This is a genomic window from Actinopolymorpha rutila, from assembly GCF_013407855.1.
Lineage (GTDB): Bacteria > Actinomycetota > Actinomycetes > Propionibacteriales > Actinopolymorphaceae > Actinopolymorpha > Actinopolymorpha rutila.
In genome coordinates this window covers 452,134-472,811 of the sequence record NZ_JACBZH010000001.1, presented here as the reverse complement: position 1 = coordinate 472,811, position 20,678 = coordinate 452,134, and the positions used below count along the sequence as shown (strand labels likewise).

Annotated in this window: 18 protein-coding genes; 7 read left to right on the top strand and 11 right to left on the bottom strand. The window is 69.3% G+C overall.

All coding sequences use genetic code 11. From position 1 onward, the window contains the following. Positions 1-132: 132 nt before the first annotated feature. From F4554_RS01970 to F4554_RS01955, 4 genes are all read left to right on the top strand, one after another. Positions 133-1,197 (top strand): LacI family DNA-binding transcriptional regulator, encoded by a 1,065-nt coding sequence (locus F4554_RS01970; RefSeq protein WP_179785779.1) that lies wholly within the window; start codon positions 133-135, stop codon positions 1,195-1,197. Between the two features lie 53 nt (positions 1,198-1,250). Further along, positions 1,251-1,733 carry a GNAT family N-acetyltransferase gene (locus F4554_RS01965; protein ID WP_179785778.1) on the top strand — a complete coding sequence of 161 codons (483 nt, stop codon included), beginning with the start codon at positions 1,251-1,253 and terminating at the stop codon, positions 1,731-1,733. 76 nt (positions 1,734-1,809) lie between these two features. Further along, positions 1,810-2,925 (top strand): Gfo/Idh/MocA family oxidoreductase, encoded by a 1,116-nt coding sequence (locus tag F4554_RS01960; RefSeq protein ID WP_179785777.1) that lies wholly within the window; start codon positions 1,810-1,812, stop codon positions 2,923-2,925. Next, on the top strand, positions 2,925-3,293 hold the full coding sequence (locus F4554_RS01955) for a cupin domain-containing protein (RefSeq protein ID WP_179785776.1): 369 nt from the start codon (positions 2,925-2,927) through the stop codon (positions 3,291-3,293). Before F4554_RS01960 ends, F4554_RS01955 begins: the two co-directional genes overlap by 1 nt. 106 nt (positions 3,294-3,399) lie before the next feature. Here the strand turns inward: F4554_RS01955 and F4554_RS01950 are convergent, their stop codons facing one another. From F4554_RS01950 to F4554_RS01935, 4 genes are all read right to left on the bottom strand, one after another. Continuing rightward, a complete protein-coding gene (locus F4554_RS01950) occupies positions 3,400-3,804 on the bottom strand; it encodes an ArsR/SmtB family transcription factor (RefSeq protein WP_179785775.1) in 405 nt (134 codons plus the stop codon). Then, positions 3,794-4,225 carry an SRPBCC domain-containing protein gene (locus F4554_RS01945; RefSeq protein WP_179785774.1) on the bottom strand — a complete coding sequence of 144 codons (432 nt, stop codon included), beginning with the start codon at positions 4,223-4,225 and terminating at the stop codon, positions 3,794-3,796. Before F4554_RS01945 ends, F4554_RS01950 begins: the two co-directional genes overlap by 11 nt. A gap of 68 nt (positions 4,226-4,293) precedes the next feature. Next, positions 4,294-6,111 carry an ATP-binding cassette domain-containing protein gene (locus tag F4554_RS33415; RefSeq protein WP_179785773.1) on the bottom strand — a complete coding sequence of 606 codons (1,818 nt, stop codon included), beginning with the start codon at positions 6,109-6,111 and terminating at the stop codon, positions 4,294-4,296. A 26-nt stretch (positions 6,112-6,137) separates the two neighbouring features. After that, complete coding sequence (locus F4554_RS01935) at positions 6,138-6,956, bottom strand: sugar phosphate isomerase/epimerase family protein (RefSeq protein WP_179785772.1); 819 nt, start codon at positions 6,954-6,956, stop codon at positions 6,138-6,140. Between the two features lie 99 nt (positions 6,957-7,055). Here F4554_RS01935 and F4554_RS01930 point away from each other — a divergent pair, with 99 nt between their 5' ends. Continuing rightward, complete coding sequence (locus F4554_RS01930) at positions 7,056-8,024, top strand: Gfo/Idh/MocA family protein (RefSeq protein WP_179785771.1); 969 nt, start codon at positions 7,056-7,058, stop codon at positions 8,022-8,024. A gap of 23 nt (positions 8,025-8,047) precedes the next feature. Here the strand turns inward: F4554_RS01930 and F4554_RS01925 are convergent, their stop codons facing one another. Next, positions 8,048-8,473 (bottom strand): VOC family protein, encoded by a 426-nt coding sequence (locus tag F4554_RS01925; protein ID WP_179785770.1) that lies wholly within the window; start codon positions 8,471-8,473, stop codon positions 8,048-8,050. A 685-nt stretch (positions 8,474-9,158) separates the two neighbouring features. Here F4554_RS01925 and F4554_RS01920 point away from each other — a divergent pair. Beyond that, positions 9,159-11,051 carry an HNH endonuclease signature motif containing protein gene (locus F4554_RS01920; RefSeq protein WP_179785769.1) on the top strand — a complete coding sequence of 631 codons (1,893 nt, stop codon included), beginning with the start codon at positions 9,159-9,161 and terminating at the stop codon, positions 11,049-11,051. A 32-nt stretch (positions 11,052-11,083) separates the two neighbouring features. On the opposite strand, the gene F4554_RS01915 is transcribed toward F4554_RS01920, so the two are convergent. From F4554_RS01915 to F4554_RS01895, 5 genes are all read right to left on the bottom strand, one after another. Continuing rightward, positions 11,084-12,922 carry an ABC transporter substrate-binding protein gene (locus F4554_RS01915; RefSeq protein WP_337795828.1) on the bottom strand — a complete coding sequence of 613 codons (1,839 nt, stop codon included), beginning with the start codon at positions 12,920-12,922 and terminating at the stop codon, positions 11,084-11,086. Between the two features lie 28 nt (positions 12,923-12,950). Beyond that, complete coding sequence (locus tag F4554_RS01910) at positions 12,951-13,757, bottom strand: phytanoyl-CoA dioxygenase family protein (RefSeq protein ID WP_179785767.1); 807 nt, start codon at positions 13,755-13,757, stop codon at positions 12,951-12,953. A gap of 114 nt (positions 13,758-13,871) precedes the next feature. Next, positions 13,872-14,651, bottom strand: coding sequence for a GAF and ANTAR domain-containing protein (locus F4554_RS01905; RefSeq protein ID WP_179785766.1), 780 nt, complete (start codon positions 14,649-14,651; stop codon positions 13,872-13,874). An 84-nt stretch (positions 14,652-14,735) separates the two neighbouring features. Then, positions 14,736-16,679 carry an RICIN domain-containing protein gene (locus F4554_RS01900; RefSeq protein WP_179785765.1) on the bottom strand — a complete coding sequence of 648 codons (1,944 nt, stop codon included), beginning with the start codon at positions 16,677-16,679 and terminating at the stop codon, positions 14,736-14,738. 83 nt (positions 16,680-16,762) lie between these two features. Then, positions 16,763-18,130, bottom strand: coding sequence for an amidase (locus F4554_RS01895; RefSeq protein ID WP_179785764.1), 1,368 nt, complete (start codon positions 18,128-18,130; stop codon positions 16,763-16,765). A 187-nt stretch (positions 18,131-18,317) separates the two neighbouring features. Here F4554_RS01895 and F4554_RS01890 point away from each other — a divergent pair, with 187 nt between their 5' ends. Then, positions 18,318-19,628, top strand: a complete 1,311-nt coding sequence (locus F4554_RS01890) for a cellulase family glycosylhydrolase (RefSeq protein ID WP_179785763.1) — start codon at positions 18,318-18,320, stop codon at positions 19,626-19,628. Here the strand turns inward: F4554_RS01890 and F4554_RS01885 are convergent. Next, positions 19,588-20,655: a class I SAM-dependent methyltransferase gene (locus tag F4554_RS01885; RefSeq protein WP_179785762.1), complete on the bottom strand. Its 1,068-nt coding sequence runs from the start codon at positions 20,653-20,655 to the stop codon at positions 19,588-19,590. The two genes, F4554_RS01890 and F4554_RS01885, sit on opposite strands and share 41 nt — an antisense overlap. Between the last annotated feature and the right edge of the window lie 23 nt (positions 20,656-20,678).

Genomic DNA, 20,678 nt, shown 5'->3' with positions numbered 1-20,678 from the left:
TGTTTGCGCGTTGTGGTCTCGAAGCCGAGACGTTAAGACACTCGTACACAGCTGGCAAGGCTTATGGCCGACATTGTCCGTTGATTCCGACGGCCTTGACGGCCCGGACCGTCAGCCTTACGTTTGCTCGCCATGGTGACCAGCAGCCGGTCGCCCTCGGCGCGCGCGGCGGTCCGGCTGGCCGACGTCGCCGCCCGGGCCGGCGTCTCCCGAAGCGTCGCCGGGCACGTTCTGCACGCCGCCGGTGGACGCAACACCCGGGTGGGTGAAGCCACCGCGGCCAGAGTCGTCGCCGTGGCGGAGGAGCTCGGCTACCGCCCCAACCGCGCCGCACAGCAGCTGAACGGCGTCCGCAGCAAGTTGCTCGGCGCGCTCATCGCGGCGGAGAGTGCGCAGGTCCACTTCGAACGCCTGCTCGCGATCGAACGAGTCCTGCGTACGCACGGATACCGGCTCGTCGTCGGTCATGTAGACGACGCGTCCGCGCTGTCGGCGTACCTCGACGACTTCGAGGACCGCGCCGTGGAGGGGCTGATCCTGGTCGACCAACTGCCCGGCGAGTGGATCCGGCCGCTGGCCCGCAGGCTGCGTGACCAGCCGGTGGTGCTGTGCGCGGGCCGGTCGGCGTTTCGCGGTGCGTACGCCATCGACGTGGATCGCGCGGCCGGCGTACGTCAGGCCGTCGACCACCTGGTGTCGCGCGGTCGCACCGACGTCGGCCTCGTGCTGGAGAACCCCGTCGGCACCCGGCCACCTGCGCGCCTGCGTGGATTCCGGTCCGCCTGCGAGGCGCACGGGCTCGAACCCCGGACGTGGGCCGCCGACCTCGATCGGCCGGTCTTCGACCCGGACGTGATCGCCGCGTACGCGCAAGACCTGGTTGACACCTGGGTGGTTCCGCAAGGCCTGGACGCCGTCGTCGCCCCGGACGACCTCTGGGCCGTGCGCGTCGTCAAGGCGCTTGGGCACCGCCGCCGGAGGGTGCCGCGCGACGTCGCGGTGGTGGGATTCGACAACGTGCCGATCGCCCGGGCGTGCACTCCGGAGCTCACCACCGTCGACCAGGACAACCCGCGGCTGGCAGAGCTCGGCGCCTCGCTGCTGCTGGAGGCGCTCGGCGGTGCGGAGGGGGCCTCCGGGAGCCGCCGCCGACAGGTCGTCGTCCAGCCACACCTCGTCGTCCGCGAGTCCACCTAGCCTTGCGCTGATAACCGGTTGACCGGGCTGTGGGCCTGGGTCGAGGTTGAGGCATGACCCCCGAACCGACAAGACCCTCCGAACCGTCAGTGCGGCCCGCGACACTCGACGACGTGGAGTTCCTCAGCCAGACGGTGTACGCCACGTATCTGCAGGACGAGCCGACAATGACGCCAGCGGAGAAGGACAGCTGGCTCGACGGCTACCGGTCCGGCACCAGGGACCAGGCGCTGGGCCTGGTGGAGAACAGCACGACGTACGTGATCTGCGTCGGCGAGGAACGCGCCGGGCGGTTGCGGGTCGTCCGTACCCCCGAACGCGTGTTCCTCGGCGGGATCCAGATCCACCCCGCGTTCCAGAACAGAGGAATCGGCACAGCGGTCATCACCACGCTGCTGGACGAGGCGAGCGGCAAGGGAGTGGCCGTCGAGCTGCAGGTGAACAAGGACAATGGCAACGCCGAGCGCCTGTACGTCCGGCTGGGCTTCCGTCGCAACGGCGAGCTCGGCGAGGACTACCTCATGACCACCGGCTGAGGGTCGTCAGGCAATAGGCGGCCGGTTCCGGCAACAGGCGGGGCGCGGGCGCGCAAGGTGCGCCACGGTAGGAGTGGTGGACCACATCACCTACCAGTTCGAGTACGCCGAACGGATCCCGGTCGCGTTCATCGGTGCGGGCGGCCACTCCTACCGCAACGTCTACCCGTCCTTCCAGTACGCACCGGTCGACCTGCGCGCCGTCTGCGACCTCGACGGCGAACGGGCCGCGGAGTACGCCCGGCTGTTCGGAGCGCCGCGCTCCTACACCGACCACCGCGAGCTGCTCGAACGTGAACGGCCGGCCGCGGTCTTCGTCGTGACGTCGTACGCCGAGGACGGCCGGGTGCAGGCGACCGACCTCGCCCTGGACTGCCTGCGAGCGGGCGCCCACGTCTGGATGGAGAAGCCGACCGCCGCCTCGGTGGCCGAGATCCGTCAACTGCAGAGGGAGTCCGCGGCGGCCGGCAGGTTCGTGATGACCGGACTGAAGAAGATCTTCACCCCCGCGATGGAACGCACGAAGGAGATCATCTCCGCACCGGAGTTCGGCGAGGTGAGCTCGGTCAGCGTCCGCTACCCGCAGAGCCTTCCGGCGTTCGAGGAACGCCACGACCTGCGGGCGATGCGCGGCTTCCTCGACCACATCTACCACCCGGGCGCGGTTCTGCACCATCTGATGGGAGACGTGTGCGGGTTCGGCTACCAGTGGGAGCCGGTCTCCGGCGCCAGCACAGCCTCGCTGCGCTTCGCCTCCGGCGCGGTCGGGACGCTGCACCTGGCTGCCGGAAGTGCCGGGACCAGCCCGCTCGAACGCGTCGAGGTGGTCGGCCAGGACGCGAACGTCGTCGTGGACAACAGCGTCCGGCTCACCTACTACCGCCGCGGCGCACGTCTGGGCTACGGACGTTCACCCTCCTACGTCGTCAACGAGGAGCACGCACCCCTGCACTGGGAGCCGGAGTTCTCCCTGGGGCAGCTCTACAACAAGAACCTCTTCTACCTCGGCTACGTGCCGGAGCTCCTGCACTTCTGTGACAGTGTTCTGGCCGGAACGCCACCGACCAGGGGCACGCTGGAGGACTCGCTCGCCGTCATGCGTCTCTTCGAGGCCTACCGGACCGTGCCCGCCGGAACCTTCGTCGACCTTCCCCTGAACCCGTCACCGCCGAACGAGAACGGAGCAGCCTGATGCCCGACGTCGCCACTGCCCTCGCCAACGTCCCCGACCACGAGATCGAGCAGACGTCCTGGGGGCGCCTCGTCTGGATGGTGTCGGGCAGGCTCGGCAACTCCACCACGATGACCGTTGGCCGGTGCTACATCGAGCCGGGTCAGCACAACCCGCGGCACTACCACCCCAACTGCGACGAGGTTCTGCACGTCCTGCGGGGCACGATCGAGCACAGCTTCGACGACGACTCCGTACGGATGAGCGCCGGCGACACCATCAGCATCCCGCAGGGCGTGTTCCACAACGCCCGCAACGTCGGCCCGGACACCGCCGTGTTCGTCATCTCGTTCTCCTCCGCCGACCGTCAGGTCGTCGGCGAGGACTGAACGTCACAGAGGCCGCTGCGCCACGACGAGGTGCGACAGCGACCTTCGGGCCCGTACGACAGGTGGTTCCTTCACGCCGTTCCCGATACCAGTGCCTCCTCGGTCGTCATGGCGTTCCTCCGTTCTCGTCCGTCGTGGACGCGTCGCGTCCTCCTGCCCCTCGGTCGAGGAGGTCCTTCAGTGCGTCGAGTTGACTGTCCCAGTCGCGGGCCAGCGCGGCCAGGAACTGCTGTGCCACCTGCATCGGCGCGGAGCGCAGCCGGTACCGCACCCGGCGACGTTCGCCCGCTTCGGCGGTCACCAGACCCGCGTCGGTCAACAGGGCAAGGTGTTTGGCGATCGCCTGCCTGGTGATCGGCAACCGGTCGGCCAGGTCCGTCGCCGTGGCCGGTCCTCCCGAGGCCAGCTCCGCCAGGATGGCGCGCCGGGTCGGGTCGGCCAGGGCGACGAAGACCTGCTCGGCGACCGCCTCGACGTCACCGTGCTCAGGCTCGGCCGGCTCAGGCGGCATCGAGGTAGTCGACGAGTTCGCCCAGCTCGTGCGCCCAGCCCTCGGTGTTGCCCTGGTACGCCTTGCGGTAGGCGTCCTCGGGCAGTTGGGCGAAACCGGACTCGACCACGGTCAGCCGGGTGCCCGCGGCGATGGGTTCGAGCGTGAACTCGACGTACGTACGACGGGGGTCGTCCTCGGGCAACCCGTGGATCTGCCAGGTGAAGCCGAACACCGACGGCTCCTCCACGCGTTCGACCCGCAACTCGGCCTTGTCGCCGCTGTCCCACGTCAGCTGGGCGGATCCGCCCGGACGCAGGTCGATCGTCGCCTGGTTGCCGAACCAGGTGCCCAGCCCTTCGGCGGTGGTGAGCGCCGCCCAGACCCTGGCCGGCGGGTGAGCGACCTCCATGGTCCGCTCGATGCGATCGGGAAAGCTCATCTGCAACCTCCAGTTGGTAGCAACCGTTCGGTTGCTACATTATGGCAACCGTACGGTTGCGTCAACTGTCAATTGCGGTACAGGCGACCCTGGACCTCGAACCAGCGGGCGTACTCGCCGTTCCTGCGGAGCAGGTCCTCGTGGGTGCCGTCCTCGACGACCTGGCCGTGGTCGAGCATGATCACGCGGTCGACAAGCGTGCAGATGCCGAGCCGGTGACTGACGACGATGCTGGTCCGCCCGCGGGAGAGCTGCAGGAGCTTGTCGGCGACCTCGAACTCCACCAGGGGGTCGAGTGCGGAGGTGGGCTCGTCCCAGACGAACAGCTCGGCGCGATCGGCCGCGACGGCCGCGCGGGCGATCGCCAGCCGCTGCCACTGTCCGCCGGACAGGCTTGTCCCGCCGACGACCTCCTTGGACAGCACGACGTCCAGGTCGCAGGGTTGCTGGGCGAGGTGGTCGAGTCCGACGTCGCGCAGGACCTCCAGCAGGCGTTCGTCCGGGATCCCCTCGCGTCCCATGAGGAGGTTCTCCCGGATCGTCAAGGGGAAGTGGGAGAAGTTCTGCGGAACGACCGCGATGCGCTCGCGCAGTTCGCCGAGGGCGACCTTCGCTGTGTCGACGCCGTTCCATCGGATCGTTCCCGCGTCGGGATCCACGAGCCCGATCAGTAGCTTCGTGAGTGTGGTCTTGCCCGCGCCGTTGCTGCCGACGATGGCAGTGGACGTACCGGCCCTGAAGCCGAGGCACAGCCCCTCGAACACAGCCTGCTGTGCACCCGGGTAGGTGAACCGCAGCCCGGTCGTCTCGACCGTGGCGCCCCCGCAGGGTGAGACCGGCAGCGTGGGCGCATCGGCCACCTCGGCACGCCGAGAGGGTGTGGTCTGCATGAACGCCTGCCACCTGCCCACACCCGCGGCCGACTCGACCAGATCCTTACCGTTGGCGAGCAACACCCAGACGACCACCCGCAGCATCACGATCGACGACAGCACCAGGACAAAGGTGCCCACGCCGCCCCTCGACGAGATATGGACGGCCGACCACCAGATCGGCAGCACCATCACCGCACCACTCAGCACCGCGACGCCAACCAGCAGACCCATCGACCGGGCGCGCAGGTGCGCGACCGGTTCGGTGACCTGACCGGCCAGTGACCGCCAGCTCCTCATCAGCGCAGGCGCCGATCGATACAGGCGTACGTCGGCTGCGTAGGACGACTCGGTGAGAACCATCTGCAGGTGGTCGCGTCGGCGTGCGGTCTCGGCGGACTGCTCCTTCAACGCCCACACGCGTACGGGCACCCTCAGCGTGAGCCAGACCACCGGCACCAGAGCCACGATGATCACGACCGGGATCCACGGCCGCACCTGCCACAGCAGCACCACGACAGGCACCAGGCTGACCAGCCGTGCGCCGACCCCGAACACAGCCCAGCACAGGCGACCGAAGCCGGCGACACCGGCCTTGGCCAGACCCAGGCCGTCAAGCAGACGCGGTGACTCGAACAACTCAAGAGTGTGGAAGTCGTTCACGTGCTCGATCAGGGCGCCGGACACCAGGACTTCCACCCGGTCGCGCACGTTGTCCGTGCAGGTCGACAGGATCAGGTCCACAGCATCCTCGGCCACGACGAACAGCGCGAACGCAACCACCGCCACGACCAGGCCGACGCCCACCGCAGTCGTTCCGGCCTCGGACACCCGGTTCACCAGCGCACGCTGCACCACCAACGTCGCCGAGGGCAGGAACGCCATCACCACCGAGCACGCCAGCGCAGCGGCCGCCGAACGCGGGTCCGCGCGGAACATCACCCGCAACGCGATACCGACCGCCGCTCCGAACCGCCATCGTCCGCCGAGCCACGACCGCAAGCGTTCCCTCACCTGGTGGGACTCCCTCGTGCCGAAGCTCAGCCGGCTCGCTCCAGGCAACGCCGGACGAACCGCAGGTCGACCCGGGTCTGGTCGAGCACCTGGTCGTACGGGAGTTCGTAGTGGCTGTGGAACGACAGCAGTCCGTCGAACCCCGTCGTGCGCAGGTGGTCCAGGATGTCCGGCCACGGCACCATGCCGTCGGCGAGGCCGAGCCAGTCCGACTGCCAGGCACGCCCGCCGCTTGCCTGGGTGGCGCCCGCGAACCAGCCGCCGTTCTTCACCCCGACACAGCTGAGCCAGGGACGCAGCAGGTCGAACGTCAGCCGCCAGTCCTCCCGGCCGTCCTGCACCACCTGGTTACCCGGGTCGGGATAGCCGCTGACCACCGCCGGGTCGCGGCCCTCCAGCAGCACCCGGGTGAGTGCACCGGAGGAGTGGATCGTGCCGCCGTGCAGCTGGATCGCCAGACCGATGCCGTACGACGCGGCGAGGCGTTCGAGCTCGTCGAGGTCGCGCCGTGCCTGGTCCCGGATGTCGTCGTACGGACGGGACCCGTCGTAGTTCCAGTACCCCAGCCGGATCAGGCCGACGCCGGCCTCCGCGCACGCGCCGAACACCTTCGCGGTGGGGAAGCTCGCCGGGTCGGTGAGGTCGGTCGTCGCCATCGGCACGTCGAGGCCGAGCGCCCGCAGGTCGGCCACGACGCGCGGCAACCGGTCCGCCTCGTCCGGGGTCACCGAGAAGCCCGGCCGGATCAGCAGGTCGACGCCGTCGAAGCCGAGGTCGGCCACGGTGGGTCCGATCTCGTCCAGCCCGCGGGACCCGAACAGCTTGGTGAACAACACTGTGCGCATCAGATGGTCTCCTCCAGCCGGTGTGGCCATCCGAAACCCTTACACGTCGGGGACTGCGCCTGCCAGTCCCTGCCCGGCAGTCAGGCAGTGAGGACCATCATGAGTGACGCGAAGGTGGCGCTGATCGGACTCGGCGCCATGACCCAACGGGTGCACCTGCCCTCCCTGGCATCGTTCCCAGACGTCAGCATCGTCGGGGCCTGCGACCTCGACCAGCAGCGGCTGGACGAGGTCGCGGACCGCTACGGAATCGAAGGGCGCTACGCCGACTACCGTCAGATGGTGGAGGACACCGCCCCCGACGGGGTGTACGCCGTCGGGCAGCCGCACCTGATGTACGACGTCTGGGTCTGGTGCCTGCAGCAGGGCCTCAACCTCTACGTCGAGAAGCCGCTCGGGCTCAGCCGGCACCAGGCCCAGATGCTGGCCGCCCTCGCCGAGGAGAACGGCGCGATCACCCAGGCGAGCTTCCAACGACGTACGAGTCCGTTGCTTTCGAGGATGCGCGACGCCTGCCTCGAACGTGGCCCGATCGTGCACGCGGTCTGCGAGTTCTACAAGTGCGACCCACAGCCGTTCTGGTCACCGCGCGACCGCATGCTCGACGACGGCGTACACGTCATCGACACGTTGCGCTGGATCTGCGGCGGGGACGTCGAGGACATCGAGAGTCACTGCAAGCGGGTCGGCGTACCCGACATCAACTGGTTCACCGCCACCCTTCACTTCAGTACCGGCGCGACCGGCGTACTGCTGTGCAACTGGGCCAGCGGGCGCCGGGTGTTCCGCGTCCAGATGCATGCTCCGACCATCGCCTGCGACGCCGATCCGGAAACCAGCGCGCAGCTGTACGCCGACAACCAGGCCTCGCCCCTCGAGTACGACGCCCGCACAGTGGCCGGCAGCGACGAGCTGTACGTTTTCGGCGGTTTCCGGCAGAAGAACCGCGAGTTCGTCGACTCCCTCCTGGCCGGGAGGGAGCTGACGAGCTCGCCGTTCCGGGATGCTGTCAAGACGATGGACGTCGCCGACCGTATCCTCGCCCAGGCCGCGCTACGCGGGGACTGAGCTGCGGGCTCGGGTCTGCCTCTCTACTCGGTGGCGGGAGTACGAGCGGCGCGGATGCGGGCGAGTTCGGCGTTCTGCTCGGCGGTGAACGCCTGCAGTACGCAGAACTCGTTGCCCTCCGGATCCGTCATCACCATCCACTCGGCGTCCGCGGCCTGGCCGACGCTCGCCCGGGAGGCACCCAGCGACTCCAACCGCGCCACCTCCGCGGCCTGGTCCTCCGGGCGCAGGTCGAGGTGCAAGCGGTTCTTGCCGGCCCTGGCGTCCAGCACGCGCACGAACAGCAGGTCCGGCGCCACGCCGTCCCAGATCGAGCCGGCTGGGGGTTCCAGGGCAATCTGGTCCGGACTGTCGTAAGTACGCCGCCAGCCGAGCGCCGCCTCCCAGAACGCGGCCAGCCGGTCGGGGTCGGCTGCGTCGACGACGACGCACTGAATGGAGATAGCCATCCGGTCATCCTGTTGGACGTGCCGCAGGGGACGCAAACCGGATTCTGCCGGCCCGAGCCGCAAGCCTCGAGCCGCGATTGCGAGCCGGGTCAGGATGTGCGGTGTAGGGCGCGGGCGGTTGCGCGTACGTCCGCGACGCACTGTCGATCTCCGTACGGAACTGCTGGATCGCGGTGCGCCGGCATTCGTTCGCCCGCCAGTCCTAACCGTCTTCCCGGTGCTCACACAGCTCCTGCAATGTGGCGCAGTGGTACGCCCTGCGAGTCGTCCATCGGCTCCGGGTCGGGGTCAGCGCGTCTGCGCTAGTCGGCGGCGCAGGTCGTCCGAGTCGGACGCGGGGGTAGACCACGGTGCCGGCATCGAGTCGGACGCGATACACCTCGTTGTCGTAGCCACGTACGACCCGCTCGACCTCGACCACGCAACGTCCGGTTGCGCGCTCGGCCAGGCCGACCACTACATGGCGCGGAGCTCCGAAGCGTCCGTGCAGTTCGGTCAGGAGAGCGTCCGACATCTGTCCATCAACGCAGTCTGGTACGTCTCGGCGCAAACCCTTTGCAGCTCTTGCCGAAGGACCCGCGACGGACGGCACCAGGTGCGGAACCACAAGTTGTCCACAATCAACGGATCGGGATCGCCTTGTGGACAACGGTTTCTTGTCTGTGATGGCTACTAGACTTCGAACATGCGTTCGGCAGAGCAGGACCTTCCCGGCGGCGGTGGCTACGGCACCGTCGCCCGGTTGAAGGCTGCGCTGGGCATGTTCCGCGCCGCAATGGACGAGGCACTGTCCACCCCCACCGCCTGCCTGGAAGCGCGCGAACTCGGCGAACTGATCAGCGAACTGGCCGTGGAGAAGGCGCGCGCGGACGCTCTGAACCTGACCTGGGTACGCGAGGCCGAAGCCCGCGACGTCGGCAAAACCACGGGTGCGGCGACCACCGCGGCATGGCTGCGCACCGCGCAGCGGATGTCGAAGACCGAGGCGTCCGCCACCGTCGGCCTGGCCCGGGACCTGGGCCGTACGGTCACATTGACCGCCGCCGCTCTCGCTCGTGGTGAGTTGTCGTTGAAGCATGCGCAGGTGATCGCGTTCGCGGTCAAGGACCTGCCCGCCTACGTCGGTGTTGAACAACGGGTGAAGGCCGAGGAATACCTGATCGAGGAATCGCGGCGCCGTAACCCCGACGACGTACGCCTGCTGGGGCGGGCGTTGCTGCAGGTCCTCGCACCAGAAGAGTGGGAACGCCGCCTCGGGAAAGAACTCGGCGACGCCGAACGCGCCGCCGAACGCAAACGCTCGCTGCGCTACCTGCCCAACGGGATTCCGGGATCGGAAACTGTGGTGATCAAGCTTCCGGTGGTGGAGATGGAACAACTGCGCAAGCTGATCGAGGCGCTGATCGCCTCCGACACCCGCCCTGACCCCGACGAACGCCCCCTGGACCAAAAGCGTGGGGACGCCTTTGCGGAACTCGTCGCCAGAATGGCCGAGTGGGAAGCCTCCCCCAACCGCGGACGAGGACGCGACTGCGTCACGGTCACCGTTGGAGTCGACCAGCTACTGACCGGCCTCGGGTTCGGCACCATCGACGACCTCAACCCCGTCCGCCCCATGCCCTGCACCTGCCAGACCCCCGACGCCAAACGCCAGACCCAGCGCAAGACCCGACAGCAGAACACGAGCGCGAACGGCACCACAGGCGCCAAGCCCACGAAGCCCGCCCACAGCAACAGCGCCGACGACACCGAGGACACCAGGCCCAACAACTCCGCCCACCGCGAGCACACGAACGACACCCAGCCCGAACCCGACGCAGATGGCGTTGTTGTCGGCCCGGATGTGATGCCTGACTCCGGTGGCACCACCTGCCAGGCCCCCTCTGACGACCTCGGCCAGACTGACGCCGACACGACGACTGACCAGAACGCTCAACCAGTCAAGGAGCAACGACCACCCGACCCACACCATCCGGGCGGGGTCGCGGACCGGATACCCGAACCACGAGAACCCGGGCAACGCCCACAACCGAACACCGAGACCGGAGCGGATCCAACAGGTGAAGCAGATCCGGAGGTAGACGCCGAACCCGAGGGGGGTGCGGCGGGGCCGGAGGCTGCCATCGACCCCCACGACGGCTGCCAGAAGTGTGGCGGCGGCGGGTCGGCCCGCATCCTCGGCCTCCGCGGAGAACCGCTCTCAGTCGCCACCATCCGCCGGATGGCCTGCGACGCCAACATCATCCCCGTCGTTCTCGGCGGCAACGGCGAAGTCCTCGACGTCGGGATGGCCGACCGGTTCTTCACCGAACCCCAACGCCGCGCACTCGCCATCCGCGACGGCAGCCACTGCCACTTCCCCGACTGCCAGGTCCCCGAACGCCGCTGCGTCGCCCACCACATGACCGCCTGGGACCACTTCGGCCCCACCGACCTCGCCAACGGAGTGCTGCTCTGCAAAACCCACCACACCTTCGTCCACCACAAAGGCTGGCAGGTACGCATGGGCAGCCACGGCCACCCCGAGTACATCCCGCCCGAGTGGGTCGACCCGCACCAGAAGGTGCGCCGACCTTGATCGAACAGCCGAGCATCCCGGCGCCCATCCCCTTACGCGGGATCGAGCTTGCCCTTGAACATCAGCAGGGTGGTGAAGTTGTCGGCGTACGGCGCGTCCAGCATGACCGGATCACTGTCCGGCGGCCACTCCTTGACGCGTACGCCCTGCAGGGCAGGGTTGTTCCCGTAGCGTTCCTCAATCGGGATGATCGGGAGCAGTTCGTTGAACGCCCGGGCCGCGATCGCGACGTTCTGCCGCTGCTTCTGCTCGTCCAGCCCGGCGCCGGCCTCGTTGACGACCTTTTCCAGGTCGACCTTCCCGAACGCCTTGGTGTTCTGGGTCAGCGGGAACGCGATCCCCTTGCCGCCCTGGTTGGCGGCGATCGGGATGTTGTGGGTGAAGAACGCCGCCACGAAGGAGAAGTGCGGGTGCGGCGCACTGGACGCACCCCAGCCCTGCATGGCGAACTCGAACCGCCCCTTGTCCAGGTCGATCGGCTGCTGGGTGAACGTCACACCTCGCATGTTGAGCTGGATACCGAAGCTCTTGAGTTGCCGGGTGATGCTCTGCGCCGCGGCCACGTAGTCGAAGTACTCCGCGGGGTAGTTGATCTCGTAGGTGGCCGGCTTCCCCTGCGGAGTGAGCCATCTGCCGCCACGCCTGGTCCACCCCGCGGCCGTCAGTATCGATGCCGCCTTGTCCTGGTCGTGCTCGTAGTGGTTCAGCCGCGCCTGGTCGGCGTCCGACAGCCACTGTGGCACCAGGATGTCGGAGAACCCGGCCATCAGCTGTACGGGCTTGTAGGAGTCACCGCCGACCTCGGCGGCCAGCCGCCGGTCGATCGCATGGGCGAGTCCCTGCCGGGCCCGGACGTCCCTGAACTCCGGAAGCTTGTCCAGGTTGAGAAACAGCCCGCCACCGGCGTAGGTCGGTGGACGGATGATGCGAAAGCCCTTGCCGATCAGTTCCTTCTCGGTGGCGGTCGGGAAGCCGTGCGTCGCGTAGTCGACGTTCTTGGCCAGCACGACCGGAGTGACGTCGGTCGTCTCGCCGTTGAAGACCGTGATGGTGTCGAACTTGATCCGGTCCGCACCCCACCCCTTGTCGTTCTTGCGCAGGGTGAGCTGGGCGTTGGTGATGCTGCCGAAGTCGTACCGGAAGGGCCCGCTGGTGAGCACCTCCTTCTCCGGGTTCTTCGGCCGGTACGCCTGCAGGTCCTCGTTGAGCTTCTTCCCGTCCGCGTCGTCCAGGCTGCCACCCGAGTCGAACAGCTCCGTTGCCCGCTTGGCGAAACCGCGGTACATCGCGTGCGGGAACACCGCCGCGCGAACGACGTACCGCTCGACCACCGTCGACGGGTTGTTCATGGTGAACACCACGGTGTGCTCGTCGTCGGCGATCTCCACCTTGTTCACGAACTGCCACTCGGTCTGCCTCATCACCCGCCGGCACGTGAACGTCGTCAACACGTCCTGGCCGGTGATCGGCGAACCGTCGTTCCAGGTGAGTCCCTTCCTGATCGTGTACGAGAAGGTGCCGGTCTTCTCGTCGAAGCCCCACTTCTCCCCCAGCAGAGGCTCCCACTTCTGCTCCTTCCAGTACCACATCCCGCCCGGAAGGAAGATCAGGTCGAGGTACATCCCGAGCCCGATCGAGTCGGTCACGCCCGACATCAGGTTGAAGTGGCCCTTCGGCGGGACCTGATAGGGCCAGGCGCCGTGGAACTCCCGCGCCTTCCCGGACTTCCCGTCACCGCCGTTCCCACGACCGTCGGCGGCGCAGGCGGTGGTGGTGGCCGCTGCCGCCGTACCCACCGCACCGAGTCCGACGAGTTCCAGCAGCCGCCGCCGGGAGAGACTGCCAATCGGTCCACCCGGTGTCACAGGCACAGGCGAAGACGAGGAAGCCGGCATCGCGTCATCCCTCCGTCCGCGTTGCGCTCTGGGCACGTTGTGCCCGGGCGGTCGTCTGTTGCCCGGCGCGCCACGGGTACTCCCTGGGCGCCGTCACCGGTTCCCGCGGCGTGCCGCCGCCGACGATGTAGGCGCGCCGGTGGTCATCGGATTGGTTGGCCGACGCGTAGTGCACGGTGCGGTTGGTGTGGATCGTGGCGCCGCCCGGCGGGAGCGGGCACGCAACCGCGGCGGAAACGTCGATCGTCCCGGGCACGAGTTCCAGGCCGTGCACGCGCGGGTCGCCGCCGATCGGACGATGCGGCAGCACCTCACCGCGGTGGGAGCCGGGAATGAACTGCATGCAGCCGTTGTCGACGGTGGCTTCCTGCAACGGGATCCAGATGCTGAGCGAACGATAGGTGTACGCCGGGTCCCAGTACGCCTCGTCCTGGTGCCAGGGCGTCTCCGCACCGTGGCGCGGCGGCTTGTTGATGGCGTGGTCGCCGCCCATCGTGGCGGTCGGCCCGAGGAGCGCCGCGAGGACGGCCCGCACCCGCGCGACGGTCTCGCTGCGCAGAAGCTCCGGCGCGTACTGCGAGGGCTTCAGGATCTGCGGCAGCCGGGCGTCGGCGTCGTCCTCGTCCGCACCGGCGAGGTCGAACTGGTCGCCTGCCGAACGCCCCGCCCGGTCGGCGAAGAGCCGGTCGTAGATGGCCCGCATCCGGAGCACCTCGTCGGCGGAGATGAACGACTCCAGGGCGAGGAACCCCTGCTCGTGGTAGCGCTCGACCTGCTCCGCGGTGAGGTTCGACTCGTTCGCATCAGCCATGCACCGACGGTAACCACCGTGCGGCGGAAGGGAATCCTCGCCGCTGGCCGCTACCGGCGATCCTGCGACCGGCACCGGCAACCCGGGCATCGACAGCCCGGGCACCGGCGCGGGTCACGGCGCGACCGTCGTGTCCTGCCCGTCGACCGACCGGGCAGGTGGGCTGGCCAGTGCGCCGGTGTCGACGACCTGGGCGGCGATGTCACGCAACTTCCGGTTGCTGTGCTGGCTGGCGACCCGCAGGAGGTCGAACGCCTGCTGCCGCGTGACCCGGCGCCTGGCCATCAACATGCCGATAGCGATCCCGATCTCCCGGTTGGACGCCAGTGCCTGCCGCAGATGGTGGATCCGGTAGCGGTCGTCGGTGACCAGCGCGAGGAACTCGCCGTACCTCGCCAGTGTCTCGACGTACCGCACCGCCGTGTCGTCGAAGGCCTTCGGCTGGTCGGAGTAGACGTTCAGGCTGGACTGCGCGTGACCGTCGTCGACGGGCAGTACGACCATGGAGCAGCTGGCCACGCTGCCGACCCCCAGGTCGGTTCCGACGCGCTGGGCGAAGTCGAGCCAGCGCCGGCGGGCATGGCGAACGTCGCGGAGCCAGTGGGTCGTGTCGTCGCGAATGGCGTCGACGCAGGGACCGGAGGCGAAGGCGTACTGCACCTCGTCTGCCTGGCGGGCCGTCTCGTGCGTGGCCACCTCGGTCCAGAACCGGCCCGCGCTCGCGCGGGTGATGCTGGCCCACTTGGCGCCGGCGATCTGGCGGACGGCGACCTCGGCGACAGCCTGAGGGTATGGCGTTCCGTCGGCCGGGGGCCGTTCGGCCCACAGCTCCTCGAAGGCTACTTTCAGGAGCCGCACGGCCCTGGTCGTGGGAACGTCGGTTGAGTGCGACATGCGAGGTCCAGCCTCCGTCTGGGCATTGAAACGCCTGCAGATCGGCTGGGTCCTCAACCGGCGATCAGCATACCCGGGCGTGGCCTATCCGTCCGGAACGGTCTCGTCGATCACCCGCCACCGCTGGTTGGTCCCGGCGTTGGGCTGCCAGAGCCCGACCGCCGACCCGTCGGCCGTCGCCTGCCCGGTCACCTCGATGTTTCCCGGCCCGGCGACGTTGGCCATCGTGTAGGTGCCGTCGCCGGTCGTGGAGAGGTACCACCGCGCCGCCTCGTCCGGGGTCTCCTGCGCCGGCTCGAGGACGAGCGCCCCCGACCGCACCGCCACCTGACGGCCGTCGTGCGCACGCAACTGGTGGTGCTCACGGTTGGTCCAGCCGCCGGTCAGCCTGTCCACGGTCCACAACTGGTCGGCGCTCGCCGGGTCGGCGGTCCGGATGACCAGGCCGTCGGAGCCCGGTCCGACGGCGGCCAGCCACCGGCCACTCTGCACACCGACAAATCGGTAGGTGCGCCCGTCCCGGAACGTCGCGGCGTCCTCGGCCACCCCCGCCACCTCGGAGACGACCAGCGTGGTGACGGACCGGGCCGGCACCCGTACGTTCGCCACCAGACCGTCGACCGGGACCGGAGCACTCTCCCGCAGCGCGCCGGACCGGTCGGTGACGATGGCGGCGACGGTGGCGCCCGGCCCGACGGTGGCGAACTTCGACAGGTCGACCCGCAGGTCGCGCGGAGCCGACGTCGGGTTGGTGTGGACGAGGGTGGCCGTGCGCGCGCCGGGCCGGATCGCCGCGACCGTGTTGGCGTCGTCGATCTTCACCAGGTGGTCGCCCGGCCGGATGTGGTGGGTGAAGTTGCGGGCGGTGTTGAACTTCTGGTTGGTGCGCACCGGGCACGTCCGCGGCGTTTCCTGCGCGGTGCAGTCGAACCGCACCTGGATCTCGCCCCAGTTGCCGCCGAGGTCCCCGTGGCCGCCGGGCGCCATATTGTCGTAGTCCTCGACGGGCTGCCAGAACACCCAGGCCGAGGGTTCGAGTTCCCGCAGGTCGTCGGTGATGTGCTGGGCCAGACCCAGCCCGGGGTCCATGTCCTCGAAGTCCTGACCGTGCCCCCAGTCGCCCTCGACCTCCGACATCCACAGCGGCTTGCCGTCGGACTTCGCGAGGTCGCGGACCGCGGTGCGCTGGGCGGTGGCGTACGTGTGCACGTTCAGCCTGCTCACCGCCGCTTTCACGTCGGCGGGACAGCTCGTCCAGTTGCGTACGAAGATCGACGGGTTGGTCTCGTCCATTGCCGCGATCCGGGCCTCGGTGGCCGAGCCGGCCAGGGCACGGTCGAGCGCGCGGAGGACCTGGTGCTGGAGTTCGGGCCCGATGTGGGCGCCCTCCTGGCGGACGCCGACCGGCCGGGCGTCGAAGCCGAGGATGGTGACCCAGTGGTTGGTGTTCGGTTCGTTGAACGGGTCGATGCTGTCGACCCGGATGCCGTGCGCGGCCTCCAGCCGCTCGGTGACCCCGACGACGTAGGCCGCGAAGTCGTCGACACTCGTCGCCTTCAGCTGGTCGTTCCAGGGGAGGAACCCGCCGGAGACGTAACCGGACCGGGTCATGAACCACGGCGGGGAGTTGCTGAACGTCTCCCACGTCGTGACGTACGGCTTGATCCGGTCCACCCACCAGCGCTGCGTGTGGTCGGCGTCGGGGTTCCAGCCGGCCGGGTCCTCCGCCGACCACCAGTCGACGTCGCCGCGGGTGGTGCCGTCCGGCGCGTGCCACCAGCCCTGCACGGCGCCGCCGGGGCGGAGGTAGTCCCGGACGTCGGGAGCGTTGCCGCCGCCGATGTTGTAACGGGCGATGGTGAGGCCCAGCCCGTCCTCGCCGAAGACCAGCCGGACCAGCGTCTCCCGCAGCTCGTCGGGGTAGTCGCCGGTGGCGTTGGCGAACCAGACCAGGCTGGTGCCCCAGCCCTCGAACGCCGGATGCTGGTACGACGGGTCCGGCCGAACGGTCACCACGGGGGTCGCCATGGGGACAGTGTCACCCGGAGGCACCTGGGGTCAACCACAGCCAACCGGCCTCCAGCCAGGGGGCACCCGTCCTCGCAAGTCGATCACGCGTGCGCGGCGGCCTCCAGGGCCCGGCCGATCCGGTAGAGGCGGGCCTCGCTCCACGCCCGGCCGCTGAGCTGCAGGCCGACCGGCAGACCGTCGCGGGAGAGCCCGCAGGGTACGGACAGGCTGGGGGTTCCGGTCACGTTCGTCGGTACGGCGAGCCGGGTGAGGGCCCAGCGCACCGTCTCCTTGATGCCCGCCGCGTCGGTGTCCACCTGACCCAGCCGCGGCGCGGTGACGGCGACGCTCGGCGTGACCAGAGCGTCCACGCCGTCCACGCCATCGACACCGTCGAAGAGCCGGGTGAACGTGCGCCGCGACTCCCACAGCAGCCGCAGCGCCTCGGTGTACTCCCAGCCCCTGATCGCGCTCCCGTCGACGAGCCGCTGCCGCACGGTCGGGTCGAACAGCTCCGGGTTCGCGTCCAGCCGCTCCCGGTGCACCGCGTACGCCTCGACGCTGATGACGACCCGGTGTGCGTCCCGCAGATCGGCGAGGCCGGGGACGGTGACCGGGCGGACGGTCGCGCCGAGGTCGGCGAGCGCACTGATCGCGGCCCGCACCCGGTGGTCGACGTCAGGGTCGAGGTGGTCGAAGTAGTAGTCGTCGGGTACGCCGACGGTGAGGCCGCGAACGCTGAGGTCGAGCTCGCGGGTGAAGTCCTCGGCGCCGCGTCGTACCGAGCCCGGGTCCCGGTCGTCGTACCCGCACAGCACCGCGAGCACCCGGGCGTTGTCGCCGACCGTCCGGGTGAGCGGGCCGATGTGGTCGAGGTTCCACGACAACGGGAAGACGCCGTGCCGGCTGATCCGGCCGTACGTCGGCTTCATGCCCACCACACCGCACAGAGCCGCGGGTATGCGGACCGAGCCACCGGAGTCGCTGCCGAGCGCGGCGGCACACATGCCGGTGGCCACCGCGACGGCCGAGCCGCCGCTGGACCCGCCGGCCATCCGCTCAGGGTCGTACGGGTTGCGTACGGGGCCGAAGCAGGAGGCGTCCCCGGCGGGCCCGAACGCGAACTCGTGGGTGTGCAGCTTCCCGATCACCACCGCACCGGCGTCGCGGACCCGGCGTACGACCTCGGCGTCCTCGTCCGGCACCCGGTCGCGGAAGAACGCCGACCCGGCGGTGGTACGGACCCCGGCGGTGTCAACGATGTCCTTCACGCCGAACGGCATCCCGTGCAGCGGCCCGCGCGAGTTCCCGGCCCGCGACTCCGCATCGGCGGCCTCGGCGTCGCGCATGGCCTCGTCGGCGAGCAGGGTGACGACGGCGTTCAGGCGCGGGTTGTCGGCCTCGACGCGTTCCAGGGCCGCGGCCGTGAGCTTCGCCGAGGTGATCGCGCCGTGGTTCCCGATTCTCATTCAGCACCACCTACCGGAGTCGCCGGCTGCTTGTCGAGCGACCTCGGCGCCACCGGTGCGGATCGGCCGCCTTCGGCCGACGTACGACCCCGGCTCTTGACGGGATCCGCGCCGCACCGGACCGTTTGGGACTGTGTCTCCAGCGCACCGTGAACCGTCGAGCGCCTTCCCACGCCGACGCACCCTGTTGAAGGCCTCCGCGGCCGTTCCCGCCGCCGCCCTGCTGGGCGGTGCGCCACCCGCGCACGCGGATCACCAGAGCCCGTTCGTCGCCACCGACGGAACCGGTTTCAGCTACCGGGGCAGGCCCTTCGCTGTTGCCGGCTTCAACAACCACTACCTCGGCTGGGGTACCCGGGCCGAGGTGGACGACGTCCTGGAGACCGCGAAGCGGGCCGGCGCGAGTGTCGTACGGACGATCCTGCACTCGGTCATCGGATCGCCGGACGGGTCGGTGCCGTCCACGTGGAACTGGCAGAGCACCGCGGACGCCTCCAACATGGGCATGCACGGCACCTACCTCCTGTCGTGGGATGCGGGCCGCGGCACCTGGGCGTTCAACGACAGCACGGTGAACGGGCTGGGCCGCTGGGACTACGTGATCTGGAAGGCCGAGCGGCTGGGCCTCAAGCTCGACATCGCCCTGATCGACTTCTGGCAGTGGGCCGGCGGAATCCAGCAGGTGTGCCGGTGGTTCCTGCCCGACTACAACGTGTCGAACGACCCGCGTAGGTACACGTTCTTCTTCGCCGACGAGCGCACTCGGGCGTTCTACCGGGCCTGGGTCGCGCACGTCCTCAACCGGCGCAACTCCCTGACCGGCCGGGCGTACAAGGACGAGCCGGCCATCTTCGCCTGGGACCTGATGAACGAGCCGGAGGCCGACAACACCAAGACCGCGCCTGACGGCCGGCCGCTGTCGGAGGACTGGATCTCGCAGATGTCGGCGTACGTGAAGTCGATCGACACCAACCATCTTGTGTGCGTGGGCGGTGAGGGCTTCTACGACCGGTCCAGCTTCGTCGATCCCGCCCGCGAGCTCGCGATTCCGACCATCGACTTCGGCACCTGGCACACCTATCCCGACTACCACGGCATCACTCCCGCCCAGGTCGTCGAGCTGATCCACCGCCATGGTGAGACGGCGCGCCAGGCCGGGAAACCCGTTGTGCTGCAGGAGTTCTCCTACAGCGCGCTGCACGAGGACCAGCCCGCAGCGCTGCGCTCGTGGGTGGAGGCGATCGCTGCGGACGAGTCCTGCGCGGGCTGGTTGTACTGGCGGCTCGTCGGACGCGTCACGCCGGCGCCGACCCGGGCCTTTCCGGAGGCGGAGGACGACCCGCCGACCGAGTTCGCGCCGGACAACGGCGAGCACTTCGACGTCACCGCCAATCCGGACGCGACACCCGCGACGACGTGGGACTCCTTCCAGGTCCTGGCCGGTGCCGCGCGACAGCTCACCCGCCGGAACCAGCCGGGGGTACCTGCCCGTAGGTGAGCGCGTGCATCGGCGTCAGCTGCACCGAGCCGACATTGGTGAAGCCGCGCCGGGCAAGGAGTTCGTCGTACGTCGATCGGGGTACCAGCTGGTCGTCGATCTGGGCCTCGAAGAACTGGATGCCGCACATCACCTGACCGGGTGGGGTCCGCAGCCCGGTGTCGGAGTCCGGGAACGGGAAGTCCGAGATCACGAACCAGCCACCGGGTTCGAGCGCGGCGGCGACGTTCCGGGTGACGAGGTCGGCGTCCCGGCACTCGTGCATCGAGATGTTGTTGACCACCAGACCTGCCGGCTCGTCCAGCACCATGTCCTCCAGCGGGCTGCACACCAGCCGGACGCGATCGTCCACGCCGGCCGCCCGGATCCGCTCACGGGCCACCTCGACGGAGTGCCGGTCACCGTCGACGCCGACCACGGTGCAGTTCGGATAGGTGGTCGCCAGCCGGACGAGTCCCACGCCCGACCCGCACGCGGTGTCGACGATCCGGCAGCCGGTGGCGAGGCGTTCGGCCAGTCCGGGTACGTGCGCCAGCCCCGCCGGGACCAGCCGGGTGTAGAACGGCGTGCCCGCGCCCGCGACCCCGTTGATCCAGTCGGGCGTCGTGTCGTCCCACCACATCCGCCGGCCGCTGGCGAGGTTCTCCTCGAACCGGCCGAACATCTCCGGCGCGTCGCAGACGAGGAACACGTCGCCGAGGTAGGCGGGTGAGGCGATGTCGAGGAGCAGGGTGTCCAGGTGGGGTTCGAGCTCGAACCCGTAACCGCCCTCGCCGCCGCGGGCGAGGATCCCGGCCGCGAACGCGCTCCGGCACCACACCGAGACGTAGAACGGGTCGAGGCCCAACCTGTCGGACAGTTCGTCCGCGCTGACGCCGGGGCTGTCGGCGATGCCGCGCAGCAGCCCGGCCCGCAGGCCGATCACCACCGTACGGTGCGCGACATATCCGGCGATCCTGGACAACAGCACCGGTGCCTGCTCGGAGAGGGTGGGCCGGTCCGTCATCTGAACGGTCTGTGTGCTCATGATCGTGGCCTTTCGTGCGTCGG